Raw genomic sequence first — 26,428 nt, forward strand, 5'->3', positions numbered from 1 at the left:
ATGGATTTCGAACGGCTCAACAGCGACATCAAGGAGATGCGCCGACGCAATCGCAGCCTGGGGCTGGCGGTCGGCTTGCTCGCCAGCGGTCATGTCGTGGCGCTGATCGTGATCCTCAACCTGATCGGCACGGTGCGTACGGTGGTCGTTCCGCCCTCCATCGACAAGTCGTTTTGGGTTAGCCGCGACAAGGCCAGTGCCGAGTACCTGGAGCAGATGGGCAGCTTTGTTGCCTGGCTGGTGCTCGATGTCACGCCCTCGTCCATTGACTGGAAGAAGGGCGTGCTGCTGGGCTATGTGGAGCCCGAGCAGTACGGCGCGCTCAAGACCCGCCAGGAGGTCGAGGGCGAGCGGCTCAAACGCATCAACGCAAGCACCTTGTTCATGCCCCAGCAGTTGGTGGCCAGCGAGGACAAGCAAAGCGTGGTGGTGCGGGGTCGGCTGCGCACGCTGGTCAATGGTTTTGAGACGGGCAATGACCTCAAGGCCTACCTGATCGAGTTCAGCTTCAACGGCGCGCGCGTGCACCTCAAGACCTTCAAGGAGGTTCCCAATGCGACCTGATCCAATGCAAGGGCGATGCGGTCAGTGGCTTGCCACAAGCGCCCTGGCGCTCACCGTGGCCATGTTCACGACCCGCACGGCCTGCGCCCTACAGTTGCTGGACGCACGCGATGGTGTGTCGGTCGAGGCCATGGTCGCGATCAAGGAAGCCACGCGCATCCGCATCGAGGGCGCGCCCATCACCGATGTGTTCGGCAACATTTATTCGAGCACCTGCGCCACGGCCGCTGCGCCAGCGCCCCTGGCGACAGGCATGTCTCCCGCAGCACCAGCCAGCCCGGTCATCAACCCCGCAGGCGAATTAATCGTCGAATGTGATCGGGACAAGGGCGAGGTGTACATCCGCCCCGTGGGCCGCGCCACCAAGCCGGTCAACCTGTTCATTTCCACCGCGCAGGCCACGTACACCTTGCTGCTGCACCGCTCGGACACGCCCGCCGACACCATCGTGATTCGCGATACCAGCGCCAGGCCATTCAAACCTGAGACGCCGACGCAAGGCCCGGCTGGCACCTCGGCCAACCATGTGCGTGCGATGAAGGCCCTGCTGGTGGCGATGGCCTCGGATCGGGTACCGGCTGATGTGCGTGTTGAAGAGGTCAACCGCCCTGTCCCCTTGTGGGTCGAGGCCAGCTTTTTACTGATGCGGCGCTATGAGGGGCGCGGCTTGCTCGGTGAGAAGTACCTGCTGCGCAACACCAGCGCGGCCTTGATGGTGCTGGCCGAGCAGGAGTTCGACCGCGATGGCGCACAGGTCATGGGCGTGGCCATCGAGAACCATAACCTGCAACCGGGTGAGAGCACCAATGTGTTCGTGATCCGGCAGGAGAACGCGCGATGAACACGCCCTTCTCCTCGAATGGGCCCGGCGCCACAGCGGGTGCGGGTGCGGTCAGTCGGCTCAAAACCGCGCTGAGCGGCTCATTGGGCCGCGTGTTGCAGGGCATGTCGCCACGCCAGCGCCAGTACGCCACCCTGGGCGCGATCCTGGTCGTGGGCGTCGGGTTGCTGTGGCTGATCTTTGCGCTCACCGACACACGCTCACCCACGACTGGTGCGCCAAGTAACGGCAGCGGACTACCAGCCTCCGTCACCAACATCGGTGTGATGACTCCGGGGCAGCAGGTCAACCCGGTGGACCAATGGGTGGGCACCGCTGGGCGCAAGCTGGCGCAGTACGAGAACGAGCGCGACGAGCAGTCCCGCCTCAACAAGGACCGCCAAGCCTTCGAGGCCCACACCATGCAGCGCTTTGCCGAGATCGAGCAAAAGCTCACCTCGGCCAGCCAGGCGGCCAGCATGCCTGTGGCGCCCAGCCCGATGGCGCCTCCCACCACGCCTGTGCCTCAAACACCCACCATGCCACCGGCATCAAGCCTGCCTGCGGCGCCTCCCCCACCCAAAGCGTCACCGGTGGGCACCTTGCCCCTGGGGGATCCGGGCATGGCGATGCAAGACATGGCCCCGGTGTTGACGCGCATCACCCTGGTGGACCGCAGCCAGACCCGGGCCAGCGCTGTCGCAGCCACGGACACTCCCGCGCAGATTGCCCCCATGACGACGCCCGCCACCGGAGAAGCCCCCAGCATTTCCACCTTCTTGCCCGTCAGCTTCACCCGTGGCACCTTGCTAGGTGGCCTGGATGCCCCCACGGGCGGGCAGTCGCAGTCCAACCCGCACCCGGTGCTGATCCGACTGTCGGACAACACCGTCTTGCCCAACCGCTTTCGGGGCGAATACCGGGATTGCTTCGTGATCGCCGCAGGCTATGGCGACATCAGCGCCGAGCGCGCCTACCTGCGAACCGAGAACCTGTCCTGCGTGCGCCCGGATGGCGCCACGCTGGAAGTCAAGATCCAGGGCACGGTCTATGGCGAAGACGGCAAGGTGGGCATGCGCGGTCGGCTGGTCACCAAGCAGGGGCAAATGCTGGCCAACGCCCTGCTCGCTGGCGTGGTCAGCGGCATCGGCCAGGGCCTGGCCACCTCATCGACCACCTACAGCACCTCGGCGCTGGGCACGATCGCCAGCAGTGGCGGTGGTGGCAATGGTGCAGATGCCTACCGATCAGGCCTGGGCACGGGTGTCGGCAAGGCCCTGGACCGGCTGGCCCAGTACTACATCAAGCTGGCAGAAAACACCTTCCCCGTCATCGAGGTCGATGCAGGTCGGGAGATCGATGTGGTGATCACCAAGGGCGTGCGCATTGACGTGCCGATGTCGGCCAACACGGGTCGCGCGCCTGGCCGCGCCATGCCATCGACTGGCGCCGAAAACCAAGACCGCTACTCAAAGGCCTCCAATGATGACAACTACTGATGTGCGCCCCGCTTGCCGCCCAAGCTTGCGCAGCCGGGTGTTGATCTCCGCCCTGGTCACGTCCTTGGTCAGCAGCGTGGTCAGGGCCGATGCCCCCACGGCGGACGAAGCTCGCCTGTTGACCACGCTCAGGAAGGCCAACCCCAACACGCACTTCACCCAGGTTGTGCGCTCACCCATTGCGGGCCTGTACGAGGTCTGGATGAACGGCAATGTGGCCTACGTCTCGGCGCAACAGCCGCGCTACTTTGTGTTCGGGCATGTGTTCGATACGAAGACCATGACGGACCTCACGGGGCCCAAACTGGCGCTCGCTGCCAAAGGCAACGCCCCGGCACCAACGGCGGTCGCCTCCCCGGCACCCATCACCCTGGACAAGCTGCCGCTGGCAGACGCCATCAAGACCGTGCGCGGCAACGGGCAAGGTCAGGTGGTGGTGTTCAGCGACCCTGGTTGCGGCTATTGCAAGCAGCTTGAGGCGGAGCTGGCGCAAATCGAGAACGTCACGGTCTACACCTTCTTGCTGCCATTCCAGGGCGAGGCCAGGCCCATTGCGATCTGGTGCGCCACGGACCGCGTCAAAGCCTGGCAACGCTACATGTTGCAGGGCGATGCCACCGCACTCAACACCGCTGCGAGTTGCGATCACCCCGTGGGTCGCAATCTGGCCTTGGCACAGCGACTGGGCGTTCAAGCCACGCCCACGCTGGTCTGGGCAGACAGCAGCCGCACCGAAGGCTACGTCGATCACCAGGTCATCCAGGCCCGCTTGAAGCAGGCACTGCAGGAGGCACGACCATGAACACACCTTCGACCGTTGGCACCCTCAGCCGCTATTCCCCCGGCTTTAAGCCGCTGGTCTGGCTCCCTTGCAGCTTGTGCTGCCTGCTCACTGGCTGCATGAACCTGTCAGGCCTGGGCGGCAGCGCGGACTACGCCTGCAAGGCCCCCGAAGGCGTGACCTGCGATTCGGTCTTGGGCACCTACGCCAACGCCATCCAGGACAACCTGCCCAGCCAACGCGGCAAACGGCGGGGCAAGGGCAAACCGAATGAGGGCGCTGGCGAACTCAAAGACAGCCCCGCACGAAGCGCTTATACGCAAGCAGCCACGCCCACCAGCGTGCCCACCCCAGCCGCGATGGCCGCCCTAGCCTCGCCCCTGCGGTCCTCATCGCACATCCTGCGCTTATGGTTCAAGCCTTGGGAGGATACCGACCGTGATCTGTACGACCAGGGCTATGTCTACGTTCAGATCGATGCGGGCCAGTGGTTGATCGACCACGCACAGCGGCAGATCCGCGATGCCTACGCGCCCATCCGGCCTCCGGTCAAGCGTGTGCAATCAGGTGTCACGCCGCCCGCAGCAACAGCCATCGAGCCAAACGCCACGCCACCCCGCCCTTCAGCCTTTCAGCGCCTCACCCCCGACACCGGCCCGCTGCTGCCGCCTGGCGATTCGCCCCTCGACGCCAATGACTGAAAGGCCCGGCCATGTCTGCTGCATCTACCTCCACCCCGACGCCCTCCGGCACCCAGGCTGCAAGCCCTGCGCGCAGGCCGCACCGCCCTGGCCTCTTTGAGTCCATGGGCCTGGGGGCGCCGCCTGACACCCCGGCCGAACAGTTCGCCGCCTGGCTGCCTTACTCGGCCTATCTCGCCGAAGAAAAGCTCTTCGTCAACCGCGATGGCCTGGGCTTCATGCTGGAGGTGATGCCGCAATCGGGTGCGGACGAGCGCATGGCCGAGGTGCTGATCTCGCTCTATGCCAACTGCCCTGCAGGGGCGGGCATCCAGTTCCACCTCTTCGCCTCACCCCATGTTCGAGGTCAGTTGCGCCGCTATGCCAATTTACGCGTCGAAGACGAAGACCAGGCCGACCAGGCCAAGCACTGGGGCCGCCCTGCCCGCAACCAGAACCTGTTCCACACCCTGGCCCGCCAACGCGTGGGCCACCTGCTGCAAGGGGCGCAATCCTCCCTGACAGGTGGTTTTCACTACACGATCCGGGACTTCCGCCTGATGACGAGCGTGAGCCTGCCCGGAGATGCGCAGGACCTGAACAAGCGCGATGAGGTGATGGCCTTGCGTGAGTCCATGGCCTCCACGCTTCGCTCGGCTTCGCTTCCGAACCAGGTGTGCGATGCCGCCGATTTGATCAACTGGTGCGCCCTGTTCACCAACCCCGACCGCATCTCGCAGACCGACGCCCCGGACCTGCACTACGACGACGGGCGCGAGTTGCGCGACCAGATCATCGACTTCGACACCATCCAGGACCCCACCCCCAGCGGCCTGCGCCTGTGGAAGGAAACCGGCTCGGACGAGTTGGAGGCGCGTTTTTACTCCATCAAGTCCTTCCCCGAACGCTTCGCCCTTTGGCAGATGGGCTCACTGATCGGCGACCTGATGCAACCGGCCTTGCAGTACAGCGCGCCCTTCCTGCTGACCATGGGGGTGCATGTGCTGGACCCGAACGCCACCAAGGCCACGGTGACGGCCAACCATGTGCGCGCCACGCAGAACGCCAAGAGCAAGATGGCCGACGTGATGCCCGATGTGGGCAAGAAACTGCAGGATTGGACCGCCGCAGCGCAAGCCATCGACACGGGCGGCAGCCTGGTCAGCCTGTACCACCAGTTGGCGATCTTCTCGCCACCCCACAAGGCGGTGGCCGCGCACGAGACGGCCAACGCGATCTGGCGCGGCCGGGGCTTTCAGCTCAACGCCGACGTGTACATGCACCGCCAGGCGCTGCTGGCCAGCCTGCCGATGACCTTGAGCGAGCGCTTTCACCGGGATCTCGCCAAGATGCGCCGCGTCTCGCGCAAGACCATGGCCAACGCCATCCACCTGGCACCCCTGATCGCCGAGTGGCGCGGCACGCGCACCCCCGCCCTGGTGTTTGGTGGCAGGCGTGGGCAGTTGATGACCCTGGACATCTTTGACAACGACCTGGGCAACTACAACTTCGCCATCATCGGCGCGCCTGGCTCGGGCAAGTCGGTGCTGATGAACGAGATGGCCTGGTCCTACCGCGCCATCGGCGCCAAGGTCTGGATGCTCGACCTGGGCCGCTCTTTCGAAAAACTGTGCCGCAAGGCCAAGGGCGCCTACATCGAGTTCCGCCCCGATGTGGACATCTGCCTGAATCCCTTCACCAACATCCTCGACATCCATGAAGACATCGACATGCTGGTGCCCGCCATCTCCAAGATGTGCTCCATGCAGCACACGCTGGACGAAGTCCAGTACAAGGCGATTTCTGCCATGGTGCTCAGGCTGTTTGCCGAGCATGGCAATGACCTGACCATCACGGCTTTGCGCGATGCCTTCAAGACCGGCAGCATCGAAGCGCTGGGCCTCATCAACGACCAGCGCATCAAGGACCTGGCCGTGATGCTCAACCCCTACACGCGGGGCGGCCAGTACGAGCGCTTCTTCGAGGGGCGCAGCAACGTCGATTTCAGCAACGACTTCATCGTCATCGAAAACGAGGAACTCAAGCGCCGACCTGACCTGCATGCGGTGGTCAACATCCTGCTGCTGCACCAGATCACCGGCGAGATGTACCTGACGCGCAACCGGCGCAAGGTGCTGTTCATCGACGAGCTCAAGCAGCAGCTGGGCGATATCGGCGCCGATGACCCCGTCAAGGCCGCCGTGATCGAAGAGGCCGCACGGCGCGCCCGCAAATACGGCGGCGCCTTGGGCACGGCCACGCAAAGCGCCGATGACTACTACGGCTCGGCCCAGATGGAGGCGGCCTTCAACTGCTCGGACTGGGTGTTCCTGCTGCGACAGAAACCCGAGTCCATCGAGATGCTGGACCGCAAAGGGCGCCTGACCATGGACGAGCCCAAGAAACGCCTGCTGAACTCGCTGCGGACCGAGGCGGGCGTGTACTCCGAGCTGTACATCTCGTCCCCCGTGGGCGAGGGCGTGGCGCGCAACATCCTCGATCCGGCCACGCACCTGCTGTTTTCCAACAAGCTGGAAGACAACGCGCCCATTGACGAGTTGCGTGCGCAGGGCCTGAGCATCGATGCGGCCATCACCGAACTGCTGCGGCGCCGGGGGCACACCATATGAAAGCACCCGGCCTCATCGCCGCCATGGCCCAGTTGCTGCTCACCCTGTTCGTGGTGGCCGCTGCCCTGCTGCTCTACGACCGGCAAGTGCTTCGCCCCGCCCTGCGCATCGGCACGGTCGATGTGGCCGAGGTGTATAGGCAAAAGGAGGCCGAATTCACGCAACTGCTCACCAAGGCAGGATCGGATGAGGACCGGCAGCACGCCATGCTCATGGCCCGGGCCTTTGCCCAACGCCTGCCCACCGCGCTGGAAGAGTTGCCCCGCGATTGCGGCTGCCTGGTCGTGCTCAAAGGCGCCGTGGCAGGCGTCACGCCGCACACCGTGGACTTGACCGCGCAACTGCGCCAGAAAGTAGGTTCGCCATGACGCTCAGGATCGTTCGCCCGCCTCCGCCCGAGCCCCGCCTGTGGCAGGTGCTGTGGTCTCGGTCTGCCCAACGTTTGCTGGCAAGGTACGTGGCTGACCAGGTGGCCCAGAACCTCACCCACCTGCGCCGCCGCTGGTACCTCTACGCCCCGGTGTTGGCCATCTGGGCCCTGGCCTACACCCGGCTGTTCATCGACCCCACGCCGCGCTTGCCCCTGGTCTTCAACTGGACACCCAGCCTGCCTTACCGGGTCGCCTGGTTGCGCCCGGCACCACCCACCTTGCACCGAGGTGATTTCATCGTCTTTGCCTTCGCGGGCGAGGCGCAGACGCACTACCCCGGTCTGCGCGGGCAACCCTTCTTCAAGATCGTGCGAGGCCTGCCGGGCGACACCGTCACGGTCACAGACCGCGTGGTGGCCATCAATGGCACTGCTGTGGGGCGTGCCAAGACCCAGACCTGCGACCACCGGCCATTGGATCCCATCCAACCCACCGTCATCCCGCCACGCAGTTACTACGTGCAGGGCAGCAGCCCCGACAGCTTCGACTCCCGCTACCGCAGCAGCGGCCTGGTTCGCGCCGAGCAAGTCATCGGCCTGGTTCAGCCCTTGTTCTGAAAGCAGCCCCATGCGCCACGCCAACATCCTCGCCTCCTGGACTGCCCTGATGGTCAGCGCAGCAAGTGCCGGTTTGCAGGCGCAGCCAAACACCACGGCCAGCACGAGCATTGCCACACCTGCACCGGACGACATCTCCGTGGAAGACTACCTTGGCCTGCTCGCGCAGATATCCCCTGCCGCACGCGATGGCGCTCAAGCCTATTTGCAAGCCTTCCAGCAGCGCTGCGGCCGCACGCTCACCACAATGGCGCTGCGCGCCGCAATCTCGCAAGGCCATGGCGATCCGATCCTCATGGGCATGGTGCGCGCCAGCCACCCCAGCCAACAGGCCCAGCGCGATGCCACCTTGAAGCAACTCGCGCAGCGCATTCGCTGTGATGGGCGGAGCGCGCCATGAAGCGCGCCCTCATCCGCATTCGGCCGGCTGCTTCAATGCTCGGCAGCGCCTGCGTGCTGGGTCTGGTCAGCCTGATCATCCCGCAAGCCCACGCCGCAGAGCTGGGCACCATCGGCCCAACCTATCCGATCAGCGAGCCCAACCTGCTGGCCTTCATCGCCCAGCGCTTGCAAGACAAGGCGCGCAGTGGCGAGATGGCGCGTCTGCAAGCCCAGGCCCGCGAGCGTGGCATCCAGGCCGTGCGCCAACCGCTGCCTGTGGCCAGACTGCGCACGACACAGCGCCCCCGCACCTTCTACTTCGACCCCAGTTTCACCCTGGACCGCAACATCCTGGACGCGCAAGGCCACATCCTGTTCACGGCCGGGACACGCCACAACCCGCTGGACATCGTCTCGCTGTCCAAACACCTGCTGTTCTTCGACGCACGAGATCGCCGCCAGGTGACCCGCGCCCGCGATTTGATCGCCACCTACCAGGGTCGCGTCAAACCGATCCTCACCGCCGGGTCGTACCTGGACCTGATGAAGGCGTGGCGAACACCGGTTTACTACGACCAGCAAGGCGCACTCACCCACCGCTTCGGCATCACCCAGGTGCCAGCCCTGGTCTCGCAGGACGGCCTGCGCTTGCGCATTGACGAGTTGGAGGTGCCCAAATGACGCTGCGCCACAAACAGCCCCTGCCCACCCTCATCGCGCTCCTCGCCCGTTTGCTCGCCCGGACGATGCGGATGGTTCTGCCACTCCTATGCGCACTCATGGGCCTGCCGAGTCAGGCCGCAGGCATCGCCACCTGCACCGGCAAGTTCCCCAACCCCGTCACCGACATCTGCTGGAGCTGCATCCTGCCCATCAGCATCGGCGCCGCACGCATTGCCAACTTTGGTGACCAGGAAGACACCGACAACCCGGGCAGCCCCGTTTGCAGTTGTGGCGTGAACCCGGTCATCGGTTTGTCGATCGGCTTTTGGGAACCGGCGCGCCATGTCGAGGTCGTGCGCAAACCCTTTTGCCTGACCTCTCTGGGCGGCATCGACCTGGACCCCGGTATCCCCGCCCCCGAAGCCGCCCGCTTCACTCACCCGGAAGGCGACGGCGATGGCGGCAGCTTCTACCAGGCTCATTTCTACGTGAACCCGATGCTGTACTGGCTCGAAGTCGTCACCGATTTCCCCTGCCTGGAGAAAGGCTCCTTCGATCTGGCCTACCTCACCGAGGTCGACCCGCTGTGGAACGACGACGAGCTGACCCTGATCCTCAACCCCGATGCGGTGCTGTTTGCGAACCCGGTGGCCATTGCCGCATGTGCAGCTGACTGCGTGGCCGCCTCGCTGGGCTTTGGCATCAAGGAGTTGTTCTGGTGTGCAGGCTGCCAGGGCGGCATCTACCCGCTCGATGGCCAGGTGCCCTACCACCTGGGTGGCGTGCGCACTGCCGCCCTGCTGGCCCAGCGCCTGACTGCCAAGATGCACCGCGAGCTGATCGCCTGGGGATGGCACGGCACGCCGGGCCTGTGTGGCCCCTACTTTGAGCCCGTCATGGACAAGACGGCCTACAAGACCCAGCTCACCTACCCTATCCCCAACACCGAAAAAGATGGTGGCAGGTGCTGCCAGCCCTTTGGCCGCAGCACCGTCATCTGGGGCGCGGGCAAGGAGTACCCGGTGCGCGGCGAAGACTTCGCCTTCATGTTGTTTCGCAAAAGGAACTGCTGTGTGGGCTACTGACCTTCCCCTTCTTCGGTATGAGGTGCTTCATGTACCGCATTCACAGCATGCACGGCGGATGCTGATTGGGGCATGCCTGGTCGCACCCAGCATGGTAGTGCTGGCTCAGCGCGCACCCACAGTAACGGATGCGGACATGGCGCAGGCCCGACGCTCGCAACCCACGGTCACCGCGCAAGACATCGACCAGGCCCGGCGCACCCACCCCATGCCCAGCGAGACCGAACTGGCCCGCGTGCCGATCTCGGCGAGCCCCAGGATCGAGGCCCTTCCACAACCCAGGTCAACAGCACCCATCGACCTGGAAGCCCTGGCCAAAGGCTACGCCGCCCATGTGGACCCCACCACCCACATGCCGAGGCTGGGCTCGGACCCCATCCTGATGGTCTTCATCAGCCTGTCGATGCCGCAAGCCACCCTGCAACGCCTGGTCGATCAGGCTTCCCGCGCCAAGGCATCGATCCTGATCCGTGGATTGACCAAGGGCTCCTTGCGGGACACCGTCGCGCAGGTCCAAAGCCTCATCGGCCAACGGAAAGTGGCCATCCAGATCGATCCCCAGGCCTTTGAGCGCTATACCGTGGTGCAGGTACCCAGCTTCGTCATCGTTCGCAGCGGTGCGCGCCTTGCAAGCACGCCAGCCTGCGCGTACGGAAGTTGTGCATCACCGGAAGACTTTGTCCGCTTGGCCGGAGACGTGAGCCTGGACTACGCGCTGTCCCACATCCAGCGTCACGCGCCACGCTTCGGCAAGGAAGCCGCACCCTTCCTCCAGCGGATCAAGGGATAGGAAAGGCACCGCCATGCTGCGCCGACTCCTCATCTGGTTCACGCTCTGGTGCTTCGTCACGACCCAGACGGCGGCCTTGGCCGGACCTCACGAAGAAGGCACCGTTGCAGGGCACGCGGCCAACCCGGTGATCCGCAGCACAGTCAATACGCCCACCGCATCGACCAACGTCCCGGGCTACACCAGCACGCCCCCCGAGACGGCTTACCATGGCCGTCCCAGCCTGTCAGGCCACGCTCAGGCAAGGCTGGCCGCCTGCGCCACCACACCGAATGACCCGGTTTGCCAGGCCCAACAGGGAGCACTCAACTCGGCGAACACACCCCGTCCAGCCATCTCCCCCTACGACCCCGCCGTGGCGGCCGCACGCGACATCGCGCGCAACCCTTCGCTGGAGTTGGGCAGCCTCGCATCGTTCTACAGCGGCTGCACGACAACCGAGGTGGCCCAGCCCGCAGGCAACATCACCAAGCAGTGTCAGCGCTTCAATGGGCTTGGCCACTACGCCACCCACCTAGACCTGACGGTGCAGGTCGAACTGATCCCCACTTGCAACGCTGGCGATTGGTTCGCACATGCTCAAGTGAACCGCAATGGCTGGGACTACATGGTGGCTGAGGCCGAGTGCCGAATCCGCACGGACCAGCGCCAGCGATTTCGCTTCTACGCGGCAGGCGCCAACGGTGCATGCATGGGCTGGCAGACGCTCGAGCTGCCCATCACACCGTCGGCTCAAGCGTCGTTCGTGGCCGACCTGGCTCCGCACTGGAATGGGCACTGTCGGCGGCCCTTCAAGGTCGTGATGATGCCTGGCTCAGGTTGCACCGCAGGCACCTGCAACTACACCTTCCAGTTCGGCACGCCGATGTACACCTGTCCGACTGGCACCGTCCGGGGCGACTCGCTGCAAGCTCACTGGTCAAGTCGCATCTTGTCCACCGGACCTGCCGACCGCTGCTACACCCTCACCACGGCGGTGCCCCGCGCCGGATGTGGCTTCGGTGGCACCGCCCTCTTTGGCCGCGCTGGCCTGCAATGCGTCAAAGCCTCGGGTGCCGCCGTCCTGGTCGGCGCCTCGGGTTGGAGCGTCCCAATGGCCTTCCAGCAGCCAACCATGAACCACACCGAAACCGATGTGTGGGACGACAAGAGTGCGCCTGTCAAGGCCGGTGGCCGCTGTACCGTGACCACCGCCGAACGCTGCGTTGATGGCCCATCGACCAAGGTAATCGATGGCCGCGCCATCACCCGGGCCTGCTGGTCATACGAACGCACGCTGTCCTGCGCATCGGGCGCGGCAGCAGACGAATGCGCCCCTCTCGTGGCCCAAGGCTGCAAGCTGGGCACCAGCACGTGCAAGCAGACGAACGCCACGACGGGTGCGTGCGAGATCTACCAGGACAGCTACGCCTGCGCCACGGTTGCCCAGAGCATCACCACGGCATCGAACTGCCCATCCAACGTGTTCTGCCTGGGCAGCAGTTGCTTCAACACCAGCTACACCAACGATGCCGACTTCGCCCGCTCGATGTCGATGCTGGAGGCGGCTCGGGAAGCGGGCGTCTACCTCGACACCAGCAGCATGCGGGTTTTCAGCGGCGAGGCCAACCACTGCCGAGACCGGCTGCTGAAGGACTGCTGCGATTCAGACCGCTCAGGCGCAGGGATGAGCAACCAGAGCGTCTTCGGCACCGGCTCGCGTCTGGTTTACGACACGCTGATGAACTCGGAGAACCGCGAATTCGTCTACCAGGGCATGTCGGCCCTGCTGACCGGCGGCGGCTTCAGCGGATCCTTCAGCAGCTATGGCGTGACCGTGGCGGTCAACGGCACCGCCCTGCCCACCGGGTCGTCCGTGCTGTATGCAGGTGACAGCCTGGTCGTCGCCTTCGATCCCTGGTCACTGGCGATCGCCGTGGTGATCTACATCGTCATGTCGATGATGTCCTGCAACGAGGCCGAAGGAAAACTGGCCATGAAGGAAGGCGCGGGCTTGTGCCACAGCTCGGGAAGCTGGTGCTCCTCCTGCCTGCGCATCCTGGGCAAATGCGTCTCCTGCCTGGAGCGCACCACCGGCAAGTGCTGTTTCAACAGCATGCTCGCCAGGATCGTGAACGAACAGGGCCGCAGGCAGCTCGGCATGGGCTGGGGCAACGGAAAGACCCCCGACTGCTCGGGCTTCACCATCCCTCAACTGCAAAGCCTGGACTTCGCGGCGATGGACCTCAGCGAGTTCTACGCCTCCATCGTGCCCAATCATCCGGACCTCGGGACGATCCAGGGTGGCAGCAGCGCCAAGGTGCCCAACTGTTACTACGGACAGGGGCGCTGCCAATGAAAACAAACCTCGCGCTCATGCTGCTGGCCTGTCCGCTGGGGTGTCTCGCTCACACACCGGAACGCACACCGGTGACGGATCCCAAGGCACTGATGGTGAGCGCGCTGATGGCCTCAGACGGACAGGCCCAAGGCATGCTGACCGGAGAGCTAGCCGACGCCATCGGCCTGCACTTCAAAGCCACCACCCCCATCTTCATCGACGTCACGACGGACAAACACTACCGCCAGGCCGGTTGCAGCCGCTTGAAGGTGAGCTTCTGGCAAGACGGGGTCTTGCTGCCAGGTGCCAAAGCCCCACGCAAACAAACCATCGAGTTCGGCATCAATTACTGCCTCGATGGCCTGCCCCCCAAATCACTGCAATAGGGGATGCCGACATGCCAAGTTCATTCAAGTTCCGATGGTCGGCCACATGCCTGGCCGTGGGCTTGTTGCTTGCCTTGCCCATCACCCAAGCACAAGAGCGTCCTCGCCAGGACGACGCATCCATGCACGTCTCTCCCTATTGGACTGACACCTGGCGCGGCTGGCACTTCTATGAGGAGCCAGAACCTGATCCACCAGAGGCACCTGCTTCAGCCCCGAAGCTGCCCGCCAATCCGCCCACACTGGCTCAGGCCAAGCTGCCGACCAAAGCGCCTGAACTGATCGAGTTCGAACGCCTGAAAAAGGCGGTCGAGTCCTACCGCAACATCGCCATCATGCGGCCCACCGAGGCCAATGTGCGCCGCTACATGGCGCTCGAAGCCAAGGTGGTGGCCCGCGCCTCCTATTTCGCGGATGTCGCCCAACATGTCGCCTGGTCCACGCCAGAGCTGGACCCCACGCAGCAAGGCCGCCCGGTCAATGCCAAGGCGCTGGAGGTCTTTGACCGGGACCAATTGGCCGAGCGATCACAAACCATCGCCACCCTGGGCAAAGACCATGTGCTGTTCTTTTTCTTCCGCAGCGACTGCTCGTACTGCCATGCCCTGGCGCCCACTTTGGCCGCCTTCGAAGCACGCCACGGCATGAAGGTCGTGGCCATCAGCGTCGATGGTGGCCCCATGCCTGGTTTTGCCGATGCCAGAACCAACAATGGCATCGCCAATACCTTGAGGGTCACCAAAGTCCCGGCCGTGTTCCTCGCCCAGCCCTTCACCGGAAAGATCACCCCCATCGGCTTTGGCGTGCTGTCCGAGGCCGAGCTGCTGGAGCGCATCACCACGGTGAGCACACCCGCCGCTCAGGCCATGTTGCCCGGCGTGAACCGACATGTCGTTCTTCAATAGGAGCACCCCATGGGAACCTCATTGTTCAGCCGCATCACCATCACCATGATGGCGCTCGCCCTCGCCACCTCGCCTTTGACCTTGCGTGCAGGTGATCTGAACGCCGAGGTGAACAACATGTTCAACAACCTGGGCGCCATCGGCAACTACACCGCACCTGGGGCCTTCAGGGGCCAGACCTTCAACACCTACACCGGCGGCAGCTTCTTCAGGCGCTCGCCCAACAAGGTGTACCAGCTCGCGGCCATCCAATTCCCCAGCGCCAAAGCCGGTTGCGGTGGCATCGACGTGTTCGGTGGCTCGTTCTCGCACATCTCGGCCACCGAGTTCAAGAACATGCTCAGGAACATCACCGCCGCCCTGCCCGGCATCGCCTTTCAGTTGGCACTTGAAGCGGTTTCACCGCTGTTGGGTGGTTTGAGCAAATGGGCCAAGGGCCTGGAGACCTGGATCAACAACGCCCGCATCAACTCCTGCGAAACTGCCAAAGCCATCGTCAGCACGGCGGCGGAGGCCACCGGCTACAGCTCACAAGAAACCTGCGCCGACCTGGCCATCGAGATGGGGCTAGAGAGCGACCGCGACGCGGCGCGCAGGCGCTGCGCCACCGACCGCCCTGGCATCCTGGCTTCAGCTCGAACCTCCGGCGACCTCAACGTGCGCAACAAGGCCCCCTTCGTCGGCAACCTGACCTGGAAGGCCTTGAAACACACCGGTGGCGCCCTGGACGATGCAGAGCGCGAACTGATCATGAGCATGGTCGGCACCATCATCTACCACCCCGAAGAAGCTGCGCGCGACCCCGAACCCATCGCCCCCACCCTCACCTCAATCAGCCAGTTGCTCTACGGCCAGACGCCTGCGCCCGGCATGAACGTGATGCAGCACCTGCTCAAGTGCAACGACTTCGTCAACTGCGATGTCGTGACGCTCAACACCACCTACACGCACACTCCCTTCACGGCCAAGGTCGAAACCCTGATGCGCTCCATCGCAGACAAGATCGCGGCCCGCACCCCGATCCCCAACAACTCCGCCGAAGTCGGCTTTGTCAACCAGACCACCGAGCCGGTCTACAAGATGCTCTCCGTGGGCGCCACGATCCCGGGCTCCGGCCTGGCAGACAGCCTGATCGCGCAGTACCGCGACGTGATCGCCGCCGACTACGCTTACGTCTTCCTGGAGCGCAACATGCGCCTGGGGCTGGCCGCGCTCGACAAGGACTACCAGCTCCAGCAGACCCAGCGCGAGCAAGCACAGCAGATCAAGCTGCGCGCCCAAGCCATGCTGCAGCAGATCTCGCAGGAGAAGAACCTGCTGTACCAAAAGGTCGGCTCCTACCGCGCGGTGTCCAGTCACCTTGAACAACTCGAACGCCAGTTGCGATCCAGCATGCCCCAGCACGTGATGGACATGCTCGGGCAACAAGCGGCTTACATGACCCATTGAGCTAAAGCCAAAGCCACCACCCCACGGATCCCAGCCCTGCACCGGAGCAACAACCATGTGGGAGATCTACGCCTATCAAAACGCGGACAGCCTGTTCGGCATCTTCAATGCGACAGCTGCCATCCACGCCTCCGGCGACTACATGTCGGCGATCGCCGCCGTGGCCTTTTGCGGCTTTGTGGCCGCCCTGATCGGCTACGGCTTCGCCCCCGAAAAGCTCCAGGGCTGGAAATGGCTAGGCACCGTGCTGCTCGTGTTCTCCATCCTCATTCTGCCCAGGGTCACCGTGGGCATTGTGGACAAGACGGGTGGCGCCCCGGTCAAGGTGGTGAGCAACGTCCCCTTCGGCATGGTCATGCTCGGCAGCACCACCAGCACCATCGGCCACACGCTGACCGGCCTGTTCGAAACCGCCTTCCAGACCATCCCCGGCCCAGGTGCCCTGCCCAGCGAGCTGAGCTACGAAAAGAACGGCCTGATGTTTGGCAACCGGCTGATCAAGGAGACCGGCAAGGTCGTGTTCCAGGACCCGAACTTCCGTACCGATCTCATCAACTTCATCAACAACTGCACGATGTACGACCTGATCGATGGCGCGATCAGCCCGGCCACCTTTGCCAGCGCCAGCGATGTCTGGCCGCTCATGGCCACACCGAACCCGGCGCGCTTCACCACCATCACCACCCTCGGCGCCGTCAACGTGGACACCTGCCCGAACGTCTACGCCAACCTCAACGGGCGGCTTCCGGCGCAGATTACCCAGATCCAGGGCCGCCTGGCGTTTCAGTTGAACCCCACCTTGCCCGCCGCTGCGGCCACCGCCGTGATCGCCAGCCAGATCCAGCAGGCTTACATCAAGAACAACATCGCCAATGCCTCGGCCACCGCCGCCGATCTGATCCGCCAAAGCGCCATGCTCAACGCGATCAACGACACCAGCACGATCATCGGCCAGAAGGTCAACGACCCGTCTGCCATGGTGCTCGCGGTCGGCCGGGCCCAAGCCGTGGCTCAACAAAATGCAGCATGGCTCAACAACGGCAAGGTGGCAGAACAGGCCCTACCCGTGTTCCGCAACGTGATCGAGGCCCTGACTTACGCACTGTTTCCGCTGATGGTTTTGCTGCTCTTGCTGACCAGCGGGCGCGAGACGATGCTGGCCTTCAAAGGCTACGCCACCATCCTGATCTGGATCCAGCTGTGGCCACCGCTGTATGCGGTGTTGAACTACATGGCCTCCATCTACGCGGCCTACGACCTGGCGGCGGCAGCCGACATCGGATCGGGCACCAAGGCACTGTCCCTGCAGACCGCCTCGGTGATCTACTCAGGGGCGATCTCGGGTGAAGCGGTGGTTGGCTACCTGGCGATCAGCATCCCCTTCATCGCCTGGGCTGCGTTGAAACGCATGGAAAGCTTTGGCACTGCGCTGATCGGTGGACTATCAGGTCTTCAAGGTGTGTTGTCCGCGAACACGGGCGCTGCCGCCACCGGCAATGTGAACATGGGCAACGTCGCCATGGACCAGGCACAACTGGCGCCGAACCGCACATCCGCCTTCATGAGCAGCCTGCAAAACGACCTCAGCGGGAACACGTTCTCGTCGAACGCCTTGAGCGGACGCACGGCAGTCAGCCTGCTGCGCAACCAGGGGTTTGCCTCTCGGGTCGTGTCGATGCGAGTGTCGGAGCAGGACGTCACCGACGCGAGTCGCCAAGCCACTGTGGCGCGCAGCGAAGCCCTGGCGGCCAGTTCGGATCGCTCAGCAGCCCTTTCTGAGGCATTTAGCCGCGGACTAAGCACATTGCGTTCATCACGCAGCAGCAGCGGGTCCACCACCAGCAGCTTCGAACAAATGGGCGAGACACTGAACAAACTTGATCAGATCACCAGAAGCGTTGCTGACAGCACTGGCCTGACACAAGCGCAAGTAGCCAGCATTGCATTTGGAGCATCCGGGCACGTCGGCTTGAACACAGGTGCGGTTGGTGGCAGGTTGAGCGCGCGAGCAGACAAGAGCTATCTTTCCGGACTATCGGCACAGGAACAAAAAGTCCTGGGCAGCATGAGCACCGAGCAACTGGCGGAATTCAAGCAATTTGGCGACCGAGTGTCACGAGACGCCAGCTTCAGCAGCCTGCTGTCCAGCGACTCCAGACAGGCCAAAGACATGTCATCACGGCTTGCCTCCACGGCGTCACGCTCAGAAAAAGCTGAAGCCAGCCTCGCAGAACGGACAGCTCTCGCTGAGAGAGTTTCTGCGGCTTATGAAAGGGGCGAGACGATATCCATCGACATGGCGCAGGACCCCCATAACCTGGAAATGTTCACTCGCTATGCTGAGCAGTACGGCGGCAACAGCGTCGCAGCCCACACTTTGATGGAGGCTGAATTGGCGAGGCAGTCTCTGCGTCCAAATCGAGTCTTTTCGGATGGCACCGCGCTGCCTGCTTCATTTGCTGAGCTGCATCGCCAGTACACCCAAGAGCGCAGTGGCACTGCGCTGAATCCCGACATCGACGCCCGGCATCAGGATAATGAACGGCAAGTTTTCAGAGCAACAACCGGCCTGCCAAAAGGTCAGCAGACGACGTCACCATCAGTCACACGCGAGGAAGTACGGGCACATGGCGCTGACATCAGATCCCGTGTCGAAACAAGCCGTGCAGCTTTCGACGCCAAATCAGAGACTGTCACAACCGATGATGGAACCCTGGCGTCAAAGCGATCTCTTTTCAATCGATCCGAAAAACAAGTGGCCCAAGATGCCAGCGCATCCGCAGACAATGTCAAAGATGCAGTGAAGGATCTGCTGAAGAAATAGTCACCCGAACTTGTCTGGATCGAACATGTGTACGTCCGGCTCAGCATTGGCGGGCTTCATGAACGGCGGATGTCCTTTGTCACGCCAATAGTTCGCGCTCAGGTCCTTGGGTGACGTGCTCGTTCCAGACAGGTCCGAATGGTTCCCGTCTGTCTTCGCTCGAAGCCGCTTCCTCCCAATGCTACCTATCGCCGCGCCGAGTGGTGCACCAAAGAGCGCACCCACGCCCATGGCGACGATGCGTGTTGCCCAGTCGTCATGCATGGACAACAACAAGGCAAGCAAGGCCCCAAGGACGACAAAGCCGATGAAAATGAGTGTCCGCATATGACCACCTCTCGGGCATGAACGTACAACGCAGCGCCTTCACTTGCAAGGCCATATGCAAATCTTGTTCATGTCGCCACCGGATACTTCAGCAACGACGAAATCCACGCCGCCAAGCCACAGAACAAGGTGCGCTATGGTTTGACCGTGATCCTCAATACATCCAGATAGTCAGCCCAAATGATCATCATTTCCCGGCGCTGCTGCATGAACTCGGCCCTGTCGTAGGCCGAACCCAGTGGGCCGCTTTTGCCATGCGCCAATTGCGCCTCAATGACGTCCGGGTGGACACTTGTTCGCTCGACCATCAAGGTACGCGCCATCGCGCGAAACCCGTGAGGCGTCATCGTTTCGTTGTCGTAACCCATGCGACGCAAGGCCACGCGCACTGTGTTCTCACTCATTGGCCGGGCACCGCTGATCAATGACGGAAACACGTATCGTCCTTGCCCCGTCAACGGCTGTAAGTCTTTCAGGATGCCCATGGCCTGCGGGGCAAGTGGCACAAAATGAGGTCGTCCATTGATTTTGTCCAGTTTGGTACGTTTCATCTTGCCCGCAGGAATCGTCCACATCGCCGACTCAAAATCGATCTCCGCCCACTCCATTTGCCTGATGTTGCCGGGTCTCTGAAACAGAAGCGCCGAAAGTTGTAGTGCGCCACGGGTCGTCGGCTGGCCTTGATAGGCAAAGATCGATTTCATCAGGTCTGCCGCTTGTGATGGATCAAGCACAGCGGCCATGTGTTTGGTCAGCACTGGCTTCAAGGCGCCACGCAGGTGTGCGGCAGCATTGCGCTCACAGCGCCCAGTGGCAATGCCATAACGGAAGACTTGACTACAAGCCTCAAGCAGCGAGTGCTGCAACTCCTTGACCCCCCGGTCTTCAACGCGTCGCAGTATCTGAAGTACCTGAGGGGCGCTGATCGCAGCCAAGGTGAGTTTACCCAGCCAAGGGAAAACATCTTTTTCCAGTCGTTCCAGCCATCGTTTGGCGTAGTGATCACTCCAGCCAGGAGCCTTTGTTGCGTGAAACTCACGGGCGACCGCCTCAAACGTCGCATTGGCATCGAATTTAGAGGTCAGCTTGTCGGCTTGTCGCTGGAAAACGGGATCCACCCCCTTTTGTTGGAGCTTGCGGGCGTCGTCTCGTGCGACGCGAGCCTCCTTCAAGCCGACTTCCGGGTAGCTCCCAAGCGCCAGGCGCTTTTCCTTTTCACCGAAGTAGTACTTCCAAAACCAGCGCTTTGTACCGGAGGGCGAAATCTCAAGGTAGAGACCTGCCGAATCCGTCAGACGAAGTCGCATTTTTCCTAAGGGGCAAGTCGCATTCTTGCATTCCGTGTTGGTCAACATAGGGGAACAAAGCTCCACATTGCCGGGACACCACCCGTTGTTCCCCGATATGTTCCCCTCTTTTTAGCGGGATGCAATGACACTGCATGAGCCGTCAAGGCATAAAAAAACCCCTAAGTCGTTGATTTACTTAGGGGTTTTGGGCCTTTGTGGGCCGGTATGAATTGTTTCGATGGGGTGGCTGATGGGGCTCGAACCCACGACAACAGGAATCACAATCCTGGACTCTACCAACTGAGCTACAGCCACCACTGGAAAGAACGAGATTATAGCGTCAAAAAACGCGAATCAGAGCGCCGACGCAGTTTTTTGCGCTTCACCGGGTTTGGCGCTTTCTTCCATCAACTTCTTGCCGTCATTCAAGTACTCCACCTTGTACTTCTTCTTCAAAGAGTTGAAATAGGCATCGGCTTCGGCCTTGCCCCAGTACCCGGCGAACTGCGCCTCGGTCTCTTGCACTTCTTGGGGCGTGATCTGCAGGGGCAGCACTTTATTCACCTTCAGCAACGCAGAGCCTTCGTGACCGATGTCGACCACCACCCAGGCAGGCAATTGCTTCTCGGGCACGCGCAGTGCGGCGTCAAGCACGGCTGGCGGTTGAGAGAACACCAGGCGACGCGACATTTGCACAGGCGCAGGCAGTTGGGCCTTGTCTGGTGCTTGCTTCCACATCGCCATCTTCTGGTCAGCGTCCTGACGGGCCGCCTTGACGGACTCGGCCGCAATCCAGCGCTCGCGGACCTGAGTTTGCATTTGCTCGAACGGAGGCTTGCTGGCGGGGGTGTACTTCACGATGCGCGCCGACACCAGCTTGTTGGGCCCCACTTCAATGGCTTCGGTGTTGCGGTTCTTGGCACGGTTGCTGGCGTCAAACAGGGCCTCCAGCAAGCGAGCATTGCCCAACAGGCCTTGGTCCTTGGTGCCCGGGCTGCGCAAGACATCGGCCGCCTTCTGCACAGTCAGCTTCAGGTCATCGGCCACGGGTTTGAGGCTGTCAGGTTGTTCGTAGACCTTGTTCGTGAAGCTCTCAGCGGCCTCGGCATACTGGCGCTGGGCCAGTTGCTTGCGGGCGTCGTCTTCGATCTGGGCCCGCACGGCTTCAAAAGGCTGGGGCTGACCGCCACGCAGGCCAGTCACCGTGATGATGTGGTAGCCGTAGTCGGTTTCAACCACGCCGCTGATGTCACCCTGCTTGAGGCTGAAAGCCGCGTCTTCGAAAGGCTTGGCCATGGCGCCGCGGCCAAAGAAGTCAAGGTCGCCACCGTTGACGGCGGAACCTGGGTCGTCAGAGTTCTTCTTGGCCAATTCAGCAAACTGCGCAGGATCTTTCTTGAGCTGGGCCAGCAACTGCTCGGCCTTGGCTTGAGCGGCCTGCTTCTGGGCTGCGGGCGCGCTCTTCTCGGCCTTGATCAGGATGTGGCTGGCGCGGCGCTCTTCGGGCTGGGTGTAGCGGGTGATGTTTTCCTGGTAAGAGCGGCGCAGCTCTTCTTCAGGAACCGAGACGCCTTTTTTCAGCACGTCCAGGTCCAGCACCACATACTCAACGTCGGCCTTTTCAGGGACCATGAAATCCTTGGTGTTGGCTGGGCTGTTGTAAAACGCCTTGAGCTGGTCTACCGTGGGATTGAGTTGAGCGACGTAATTCTTGGGCTCGAACTTCATCCACTGCACTTCGCGAACCTGGAACAAAGCCTCCACCGCCTCGCGGTTGGACACCGTGGAGGTGAGGCCCGTGCCGGCCACGCCACCCAGCACCTGGTTCACCGACATGTCCAGGCGCAAGCGCTCGGCGAACTGGGCCGCGGTCATGCCTTGGGCCTGAAGCAGCTCTTTGTTCAGCGAGCCGTCGGGGTTGCGCAAGAAAGCGTATTGCTGGTCGGTGGCGAACATGCGTACCAGGCGAGCGTCTGCTGCTCGCAAGTTCAAGTCGCGGGCAGCCACGCTCAGCACGTATTCACGCACCAGAGATTCGAGCACCTGCTTCTTGAACTCGGGCTTGTCGAAGGTGCTGGGATCGACGTCAGGCTGCTGGGAGCGAACACGCTCAACCATGCGGCGATGGGCCTGATCCCATTCGGTCTGCGTGATGTCCTTGCCGGCCACCTTGGCCACAATGCCATCGTCGTCCATGAACTTTGAATAGCTCTGTACGCCGACGAGAACAAAGGAAGGCACGATCAGCAACACCAGAAGGCCTTGCATGACACGTGTGTGCTTGCGAACAAAATCAAACATGAGCGGGCTACGGCCGGGGCCGGGTCACAGGGTTCAGGAAAACCGGATTTCAAACGAGACAAAGGCGAACCGTGGTCCGCCTTTGCATCATCGCTATCGGTGGTGGGTGCTGACGGGGTCGAACCGCCGACCTACGCCGTGTAAAGGCGCCGCTCTGCCAACTGAGCTAAGCACCCAATGGATTCATAAAACGATATTTTAGTTCACTGCGTCTTTGAGGGCTTTGCCCGGACGGAACTTGGGCACTTTGGCCTTCTTGATCTTGATGGCGTCGCCGGTGCGTGGATTGCGGCCCGTGCGTGCCGCGCGCGTGGAGACCGCGAACGTACCAAACCCAACCAGCGAGACTGTCCCGCCCTTTTTCAGCGTGGTACGCACACCGCCAATCAAGGCGTCCAGCGCACGACCAGCAGCGGCTTTGGAAATGTCAGCTTGCTTGGCAATGTGTTCAATCAACTCGGACTTGTTCACAAAAAATCCCTTCTTGAAGGCGTCACAAAACGAGTTCCACAAAACGAACGTACTAACAGCGCTGGGGCGATGTGTGCAGCACCGAAATACCTGCTGCGGATAAAACAGAGAAATCATTCTATGCCCAATCCTCACCGGCACTATCGCCCTGGAGGGCGTGTATGCACGCTTGACACGCAGCCCTGATTTCGGCTTGTCAGCCCGCCTTGGCTCGGATGGCTGGCAGGGATTTCTGCAGGTAGTACACCATCGACCAGATGGTCAGGCCGCAGGCGACGTAGATCAGCCAGGTGCCCCAGACGCGCGTGTGGATCAGCCCGAAAATTTCGCCGTCGAACAGCAGCAAGACGATCGCGGCCATCTGCGCTGCGGTCTTGAACTTGCCCAGCATGTGGACGGCCACGCTGCGGGAGGCGCCAATCTGCGCCATCCATTCGCGCAGCGCCGAAATGGCGATCTCCCGGCCAATGATGATGAGCGCCACCAAGGCGTTGACCCGCCCCAGTTCAAGCAGGATCAACAAGGACGCGCACACCAGGAACTTGTCGGCCACCGGATCCAGGAAAGCCCCGAAGGCCGAAGTCTGGTTCAAGCGGCGGGCCAGCCAGCCGTCAGCCCAGTCCGTTAAAGCCACAACGATGAACAGCACACACGACAGCAGATTGATCTGCGCCATGGGCAAGGGCAGGTAAAAGCATCCCACGATCAGCGGAATCGCAACGATCCGCGCCCAGGTGAGCAAGGTGGGCAAAGTTAAAAACATGACGCGATTGTGCCGTGAAGACGGGGATCAAAGTTGATCCAAAGTCATGGGTTTGAACTTGTGCTGGTTGTTGAACAGAAAGGTCTCGTTGAAACGCCAGGGTTTGGGCAGGTGGGAGACGTCGCCAAAGGGCGCCGCCCTGCGCATGGAATCGATCGCGATGTTGACGGTTTCACGGTCCTGGCTGGGATAGCGCATGACTTCCACGCGGCGGATGCTGCCATCTGCGTTGAGTTCGAAGGTCAGCACGGGGATGGCCCGAAGCAAGTCGGGCGGCTTGCCCATGTAGGTGATGTCGGGATTGGCGGCCACCAGGCGACGCGCGGCTTGCAGGCGGACTTCTTTCCAGTTACGGGATTTGCTGGGTGCCGGCAGGGCCACACGCCCTCCGGGTTTGACTGTGCCACCGAATGCAGCCGGCTCTGGCGCGGACTTGGCGGGGGTTGAAGTGGTGCCAGGCGATTGGGCGGTACCCTGGTTCTCGGAGGCGCAACCGGCCAGCCAGGCGGTGGTGCCCATGACGGCCATGAGGCAGCCTGTGAACATCAATCTTTTCATGCTGTCAGTGCAGGGCACGGTAAATCTCCTCGGCCAATTCTCGGGATATGCCTTCGACGGTGGCCAGCTCTTCCATGCTGGCCGAGGTGACGCCGCGAACGCCGCCGAACCGCTGCAGTAGTTTGGCACGCCGCTTGGGCCCCACGCCGGGGATGTCTTCCAGGCGGCTGCCGCCAGTGCGCACACTGGCACGCTTGGCACGCATTCCGGTGATGGCAAAGCGGTGCGCCTCGTCGCGAATCTGCGCCACCAGCATCAGCGCGGCCGAGGTAGGCGCCAGTTGCAGCTTGGGCCGGCCATCGGCAAAGACCAGTTCTTCCAGGCCCACTTTGCGGCCCTCGCCTTTTTCAACGCCCACGATGATGGACAGGTCCAGACCCAGGGTCTCGAACACCTCACGGGCCATGGACACCTGCCCTTTGCCACCGTCGATCAGCACGACGTGGGGGATGTGCTCAGGTTTGGCCGAACCATAGCGGCGCTCCAGCACCTGCTTCATGGCGGCGTAGTCATCGCCCCCCGTGATGTCCTTGATGTTGTAGCGCCGGTATTGCGAGGACTGCATGCGGTGCTGTTCATAGACCACGCACGAGGCCTGCGTGGCCTCCCCCGCCGTGTGACTGATGTCAAAGCACTCGATGCGCAGTTTGGCCAGGGGGTCGCTGCTTTCACCGGCGCCGTCACCGGGGTCCAGCGCCAGGTCCAGGGCCTCGACCAGTGCGCGGGTGCGGGCTTGTTGCGAGCCCTCTTCGCTGAGCAGGCGGGCCAGGGCGAGATCGGCCCCGGTGATGGCCATGTCGAGCCAGGCCCGGCGCTCTTCGCGGGGCTGGATCAACACCTGGACCTTGCGCTCGCTTTGTTCACCGAGCGCCGCGATGAGGGCCGGATCCACCGGGTGGCTGAGCACCAGCATGGATGGCACCACGCCACCCAGGTAGTGCTGTGCCAGGAAGGCTTCGAGCACCCGCACCTCGGTGGCCTGGGCCAGGTTCGAGGAGGTGGACTCCATCTCTTCTTCGGCCAGCACCTGCTCTTGCACGTGCACCGGGAAATGAGCCCGATCGCCCAGGTGGCGCCCGCCCCGCACCATGGCCAGGTTCACGCAGGCGCGGCCGCCCTGCACTTTCACGGCCAGCACATCCACATCCTTGTCGACCGCGGTATCCACCGACTGCTGGTGCAGCACCTTGGACAAGGCGCCGATCTGGTTGCGGATTTCGGCGGCCTGCTCGTACTCCATGCGCTCGGCGTAATCCATCATCTGAGCTTGCAGGCTTTGCATGACCGTTTCCTGCTCGCCCAGCAAGAACTGCTCGGCTTGCATGACGCTGCGCTGGTAGTCATCGCCGCTGATGAGGTCCACGCAAGGGCCGCTGCAGCGCTTGATCTGGTAGAGCAGGCATGGGCGCGTGCGGTGCTTGAAAAATGAGTCTTCGCAGGTGCGCAACAAGAACACTTTCTGCAGCAACTGGATGGACTCTTTCACCGCCCAGGCGTTCGGGTAAGGGCCGAAATAGCGGTGCTTGCGATCGACCGAGCCACGGTAATAGGCCAGGCGCGGAAACTCATGCGAAGCGATCTTCAGATAGGGGTAGCTCTTGTCGTCGCGGAACAGGATGTTGAAGCGCGGGTTGAGCGTTTTGATCAGGTTGTTTTCCAGCAGCAAGGCTTCGGCCTCGCTGCGGACCACGGTGGTTTCCATGCGCGCGATGCGCGACACCATCTGCCCGATGCGCGTGCCACCATGGGTTTTCTGGAAGTAGCTGGAGACGCGTTTCTTGAGGTCACGAGCCTTGCCCACGTAGAGCACGTCGCCCTTGGCATCGAAGTAGCGGTAAACGCCGGGCAGGCCCGGCAGCGCGGACACTTCCACCAACAGACGGGCCCACACCTTGGCGCGATCGACCTGCGCGGGCTCGGGTAAAGGTTCTGGCTCAGTCATGGGCGGCATTGT

24 protein-coding genes and 2 tRNA genes are annotated in these 26,428 nt (G+C 62.6%); 17 read left to right on the top strand and 9 right to left on the bottom strand.

Annotated features, from left to right (window positions below; translation table 11 throughout):
• From traE to LQ232_RS16450, 17 genes are all read left to right on the top strand, one after another.
• Positions 1-564, top strand: a complete 564-nt coding sequence (gene traE, locus LQ232_RS16370; RefSeq protein WP_230181434.1) for a type IV conjugative transfer system protein TraE — start codon at positions 1-3, stop codon at positions 562-564.
• Positions 554-1,405 carry a type-F conjugative transfer system secretin TraK gene (locus LQ232_RS16375; RefSeq protein WP_230181435.1) on the top strand — a complete coding sequence of 284 codons (852 nt, stop codon included), beginning with the start codon at positions 554-556 and terminating at the stop codon, positions 1,403-1,405. Before traE ends, LQ232_RS16375 begins: the two co-directional genes overlap by 11 nt.
• Positions 1,402-2,883 carry a TraB/VirB10 family protein gene (locus tag LQ232_RS16380; protein ID WP_230181436.1) on the top strand — a complete coding sequence of 494 codons (1,482 nt, stop codon included), beginning with the start codon at positions 1,402-1,404 and terminating at the stop codon, positions 2,881-2,883. The genes LQ232_RS16375 and LQ232_RS16380 overlap by 4 nt, the downstream gene beginning before the upstream one ends.
• Entirely contained in the window at positions 2,867-3,685 is an 819-nt protein-coding gene (locus tag LQ232_RS16385) for a DsbC family protein (protein WP_230181437.1), read from the top strand. Before LQ232_RS16380 ends, LQ232_RS16385 begins: the two co-directional genes overlap by 17 nt.
• Positions 3,682-4,365: a type IV conjugative transfer system lipoprotein TraV gene (gene traV, locus LQ232_RS16390; RefSeq protein ID WP_230181438.1), complete on the top strand. Its 684-nt coding sequence runs from the start codon at positions 3,682-3,684 to the stop codon at positions 4,363-4,365. The genes LQ232_RS16385 and traV overlap by 4 nt, the downstream gene beginning before the upstream one ends.
• A gap of 11 nt (positions 4,366-4,376) precedes the next feature.
• Positions 4,377-6,974: a type IV secretion system protein TraC gene (gene traC, locus LQ232_RS16395; protein WP_230181439.1), complete on the top strand. Its 2,598-nt coding sequence runs from the start codon at positions 4,377-4,379 to the stop codon at positions 6,972-6,974.
• Positions 6,971-7,342 carry a hypothetical protein gene (locus tag LQ232_RS16400; RefSeq protein WP_230181440.1) on the top strand — a complete coding sequence of 124 codons (372 nt, stop codon included), beginning with the start codon at positions 6,971-6,973 and terminating at the stop codon, positions 7,340-7,342. The genes traC and LQ232_RS16400 overlap by 4 nt, the downstream gene beginning before the upstream one ends.
• Positions 7,339-7,962 (top strand): conjugative transfer signal peptidase TraF, encoded by a 624-nt coding sequence (gene traF / locus LQ232_RS16405; RefSeq protein WP_230181441.1) that lies wholly within the window; start codon positions 7,339-7,341, stop codon positions 7,960-7,962. The genes LQ232_RS16400 and traF (LQ232_RS16405) overlap by 4 nt, the downstream gene beginning before the upstream one ends.
• 10 nt (positions 7,963-7,972) lie before the next feature.
• Positions 7,973-8,362: a hypothetical protein gene (locus LQ232_RS16410; protein WP_230181442.1), complete on the top strand. Its 390-nt coding sequence runs from the start codon at positions 7,973-7,975 to the stop codon at positions 8,360-8,362.
• Positions 8,359-9,024 (top strand): type-F conjugative transfer system protein TraW, encoded by a 666-nt coding sequence (traW, locus tag LQ232_RS16415; protein ID WP_230181443.1) that lies wholly within the window; start codon positions 8,359-8,361, stop codon positions 9,022-9,024. The genes LQ232_RS16410 and traW overlap by 4 nt, the downstream gene beginning before the upstream one ends.
• Before the next feature lie 65 nt (positions 9,025-9,089).
• On the top strand, positions 9,090-10,091 hold the full coding sequence (gene traU, locus LQ232_RS16420) for a conjugal transfer pilus assembly protein TraU (RefSeq protein ID WP_371820290.1): 1,002 nt from the start codon (positions 9,090-9,092) through the stop codon (positions 10,089-10,091).
• Between the two features lie 136 nt (positions 10,092-10,227).
• Entirely contained in the window at positions 10,228-10,881 is a 654-nt protein-coding gene (gene trbC, locus LQ232_RS16425; protein WP_230181445.1) for a type-F conjugative transfer system pilin assembly protein TrbC, read from the top strand.
• A 13-nt stretch (positions 10,882-10,894) separates the two neighbouring features.
• Positions 10,895-13,219 (top strand): type-F conjugative transfer system mating-pair stabilization protein TraN, encoded by a 2,325-nt coding sequence (gene traN / locus LQ232_RS16430; RefSeq protein ID WP_230181446.1) that lies wholly within the window; start codon positions 10,895-10,897, stop codon positions 13,217-13,219.
• Complete coding sequence (locus LQ232_RS16435) at positions 13,216-13,587, top strand: hypothetical protein (RefSeq protein WP_230181447.1); 372 nt, start codon at positions 13,216-13,218, stop codon at positions 13,585-13,587. Before traN ends, LQ232_RS16435 begins: the two co-directional genes overlap by 4 nt.
• Positions 13,588-13,598: 11 nt before the next feature.
• Entirely contained in the window at positions 13,599-14,492 is an 894-nt protein-coding gene (gene traF, locus LQ232_RS16440) for a conjugal transfer protein TraF (protein ID WP_230181448.1), read from the top strand.
• 9 nt (positions 14,493-14,501) lie between these two features.
• Positions 14,502-15,941 carry a conjugal transfer protein TraH gene (locus tag LQ232_RS16445; RefSeq protein WP_230181449.1) on the top strand — a complete coding sequence of 480 codons (1,440 nt, stop codon included), beginning with the start codon at positions 14,502-14,504 and terminating at the stop codon, positions 15,939-15,941.
• Between the two features lie 55 nt (positions 15,942-15,996).
• The gene (locus LQ232_RS16450) at positions 15,997-18,765 is read left to right on the top strand and encodes a conjugal transfer protein TraG N-terminal domain-containing protein (RefSeq protein WP_230181450.1); all 2,769 of its coding nucleotides are present in this window, start codon (positions 15,997-15,999) and stop codon (positions 18,763-18,765) included.
• On the opposite strand, the gene LQ232_RS16455 is transcribed toward LQ232_RS16450, so the two are convergent.
• The 9 genes from LQ232_RS16455 to uvrC all read right to left on the bottom strand — a co-directional run bounded on the left by LQ232_RS16455 (position 18,766) and on the right by uvrC (position 26,416).
• Positions 18,766-19,092, bottom strand: coding sequence for a hypothetical protein (locus LQ232_RS16455; protein WP_230181451.1), 327 nt, complete (start codon positions 19,090-19,092; stop codon positions 18,766-18,768).
• 134 nt (positions 19,093-19,226) lie between these two features.
• Positions 19,227-20,447, bottom strand: a complete 1,221-nt coding sequence (locus LQ232_RS16460) for an integrase arm-type DNA-binding domain-containing protein (RefSeq protein WP_230181452.1) — start codon at positions 20,445-20,447, stop codon at positions 19,227-19,229.
• A gap of 173 nt (positions 20,448-20,620) precedes the next feature.
• Positions 20,621-20,696, bottom strand: a tRNA-His gene (locus tag LQ232_RS16465).
• 39 nt (positions 20,697-20,735) lie between these two features.
• A complete protein-coding gene (locus tag LQ232_RS16470) occupies positions 20,736-22,682 on the bottom strand; it encodes a SurA N-terminal domain-containing protein (protein ID WP_256450054.1) in 1,947 nt (648 codons plus the stop codon).
• A 100-nt stretch (positions 22,683-22,782) separates the two neighbouring features.
• Positions 22,783-22,858, bottom strand: a tRNA-Val gene (locus LQ232_RS16475).
• A 22-nt stretch (positions 22,859-22,880) separates the two neighbouring features.
• Positions 22,881-23,153 (bottom strand): HU family DNA-binding protein, encoded by a 273-nt coding sequence (locus LQ232_RS16480; protein WP_230181454.1) that lies wholly within the window; start codon positions 23,151-23,153, stop codon positions 22,881-22,883.
• A gap of 196 nt (positions 23,154-23,349) precedes the next feature.
• Positions 23,350-23,916 (bottom strand): CDP-diacylglycerol--glycerol-3-phosphate 3-phosphatidyltransferase, encoded by a 567-nt coding sequence (gene pgsA, locus LQ232_RS16485; RefSeq protein WP_230181455.1) that lies wholly within the window; start codon positions 23,914-23,916, stop codon positions 23,350-23,352.
• 27 nt (positions 23,917-23,943) lie between these two features.
• Complete coding sequence (locus LQ232_RS16490) at positions 23,944-24,474, bottom strand: hypothetical protein (protein WP_230181456.1); 531 nt, start codon at positions 24,472-24,474, stop codon at positions 23,944-23,946.
• 4 nt (positions 24,475-24,478) lie between these two features.
• A complete protein-coding gene (uvrC, locus tag LQ232_RS16495) occupies positions 24,479-26,416 on the bottom strand; it encodes an excinuclease ABC subunit UvrC (protein ID WP_230181457.1) in 1,938 nt (645 codons plus the stop codon).
• Between the last annotated feature and the right edge of the window lie 12 nt (positions 26,417-26,428).

The organism is Aquabacterium sp. CECT 9606 (assembly GCF_918741295.1).
Classification (GTDB): domain Bacteria; phylum Pseudomonadota; class Gammaproteobacteria; order Burkholderiales; family Burkholderiaceae_C; genus Aquabacterium.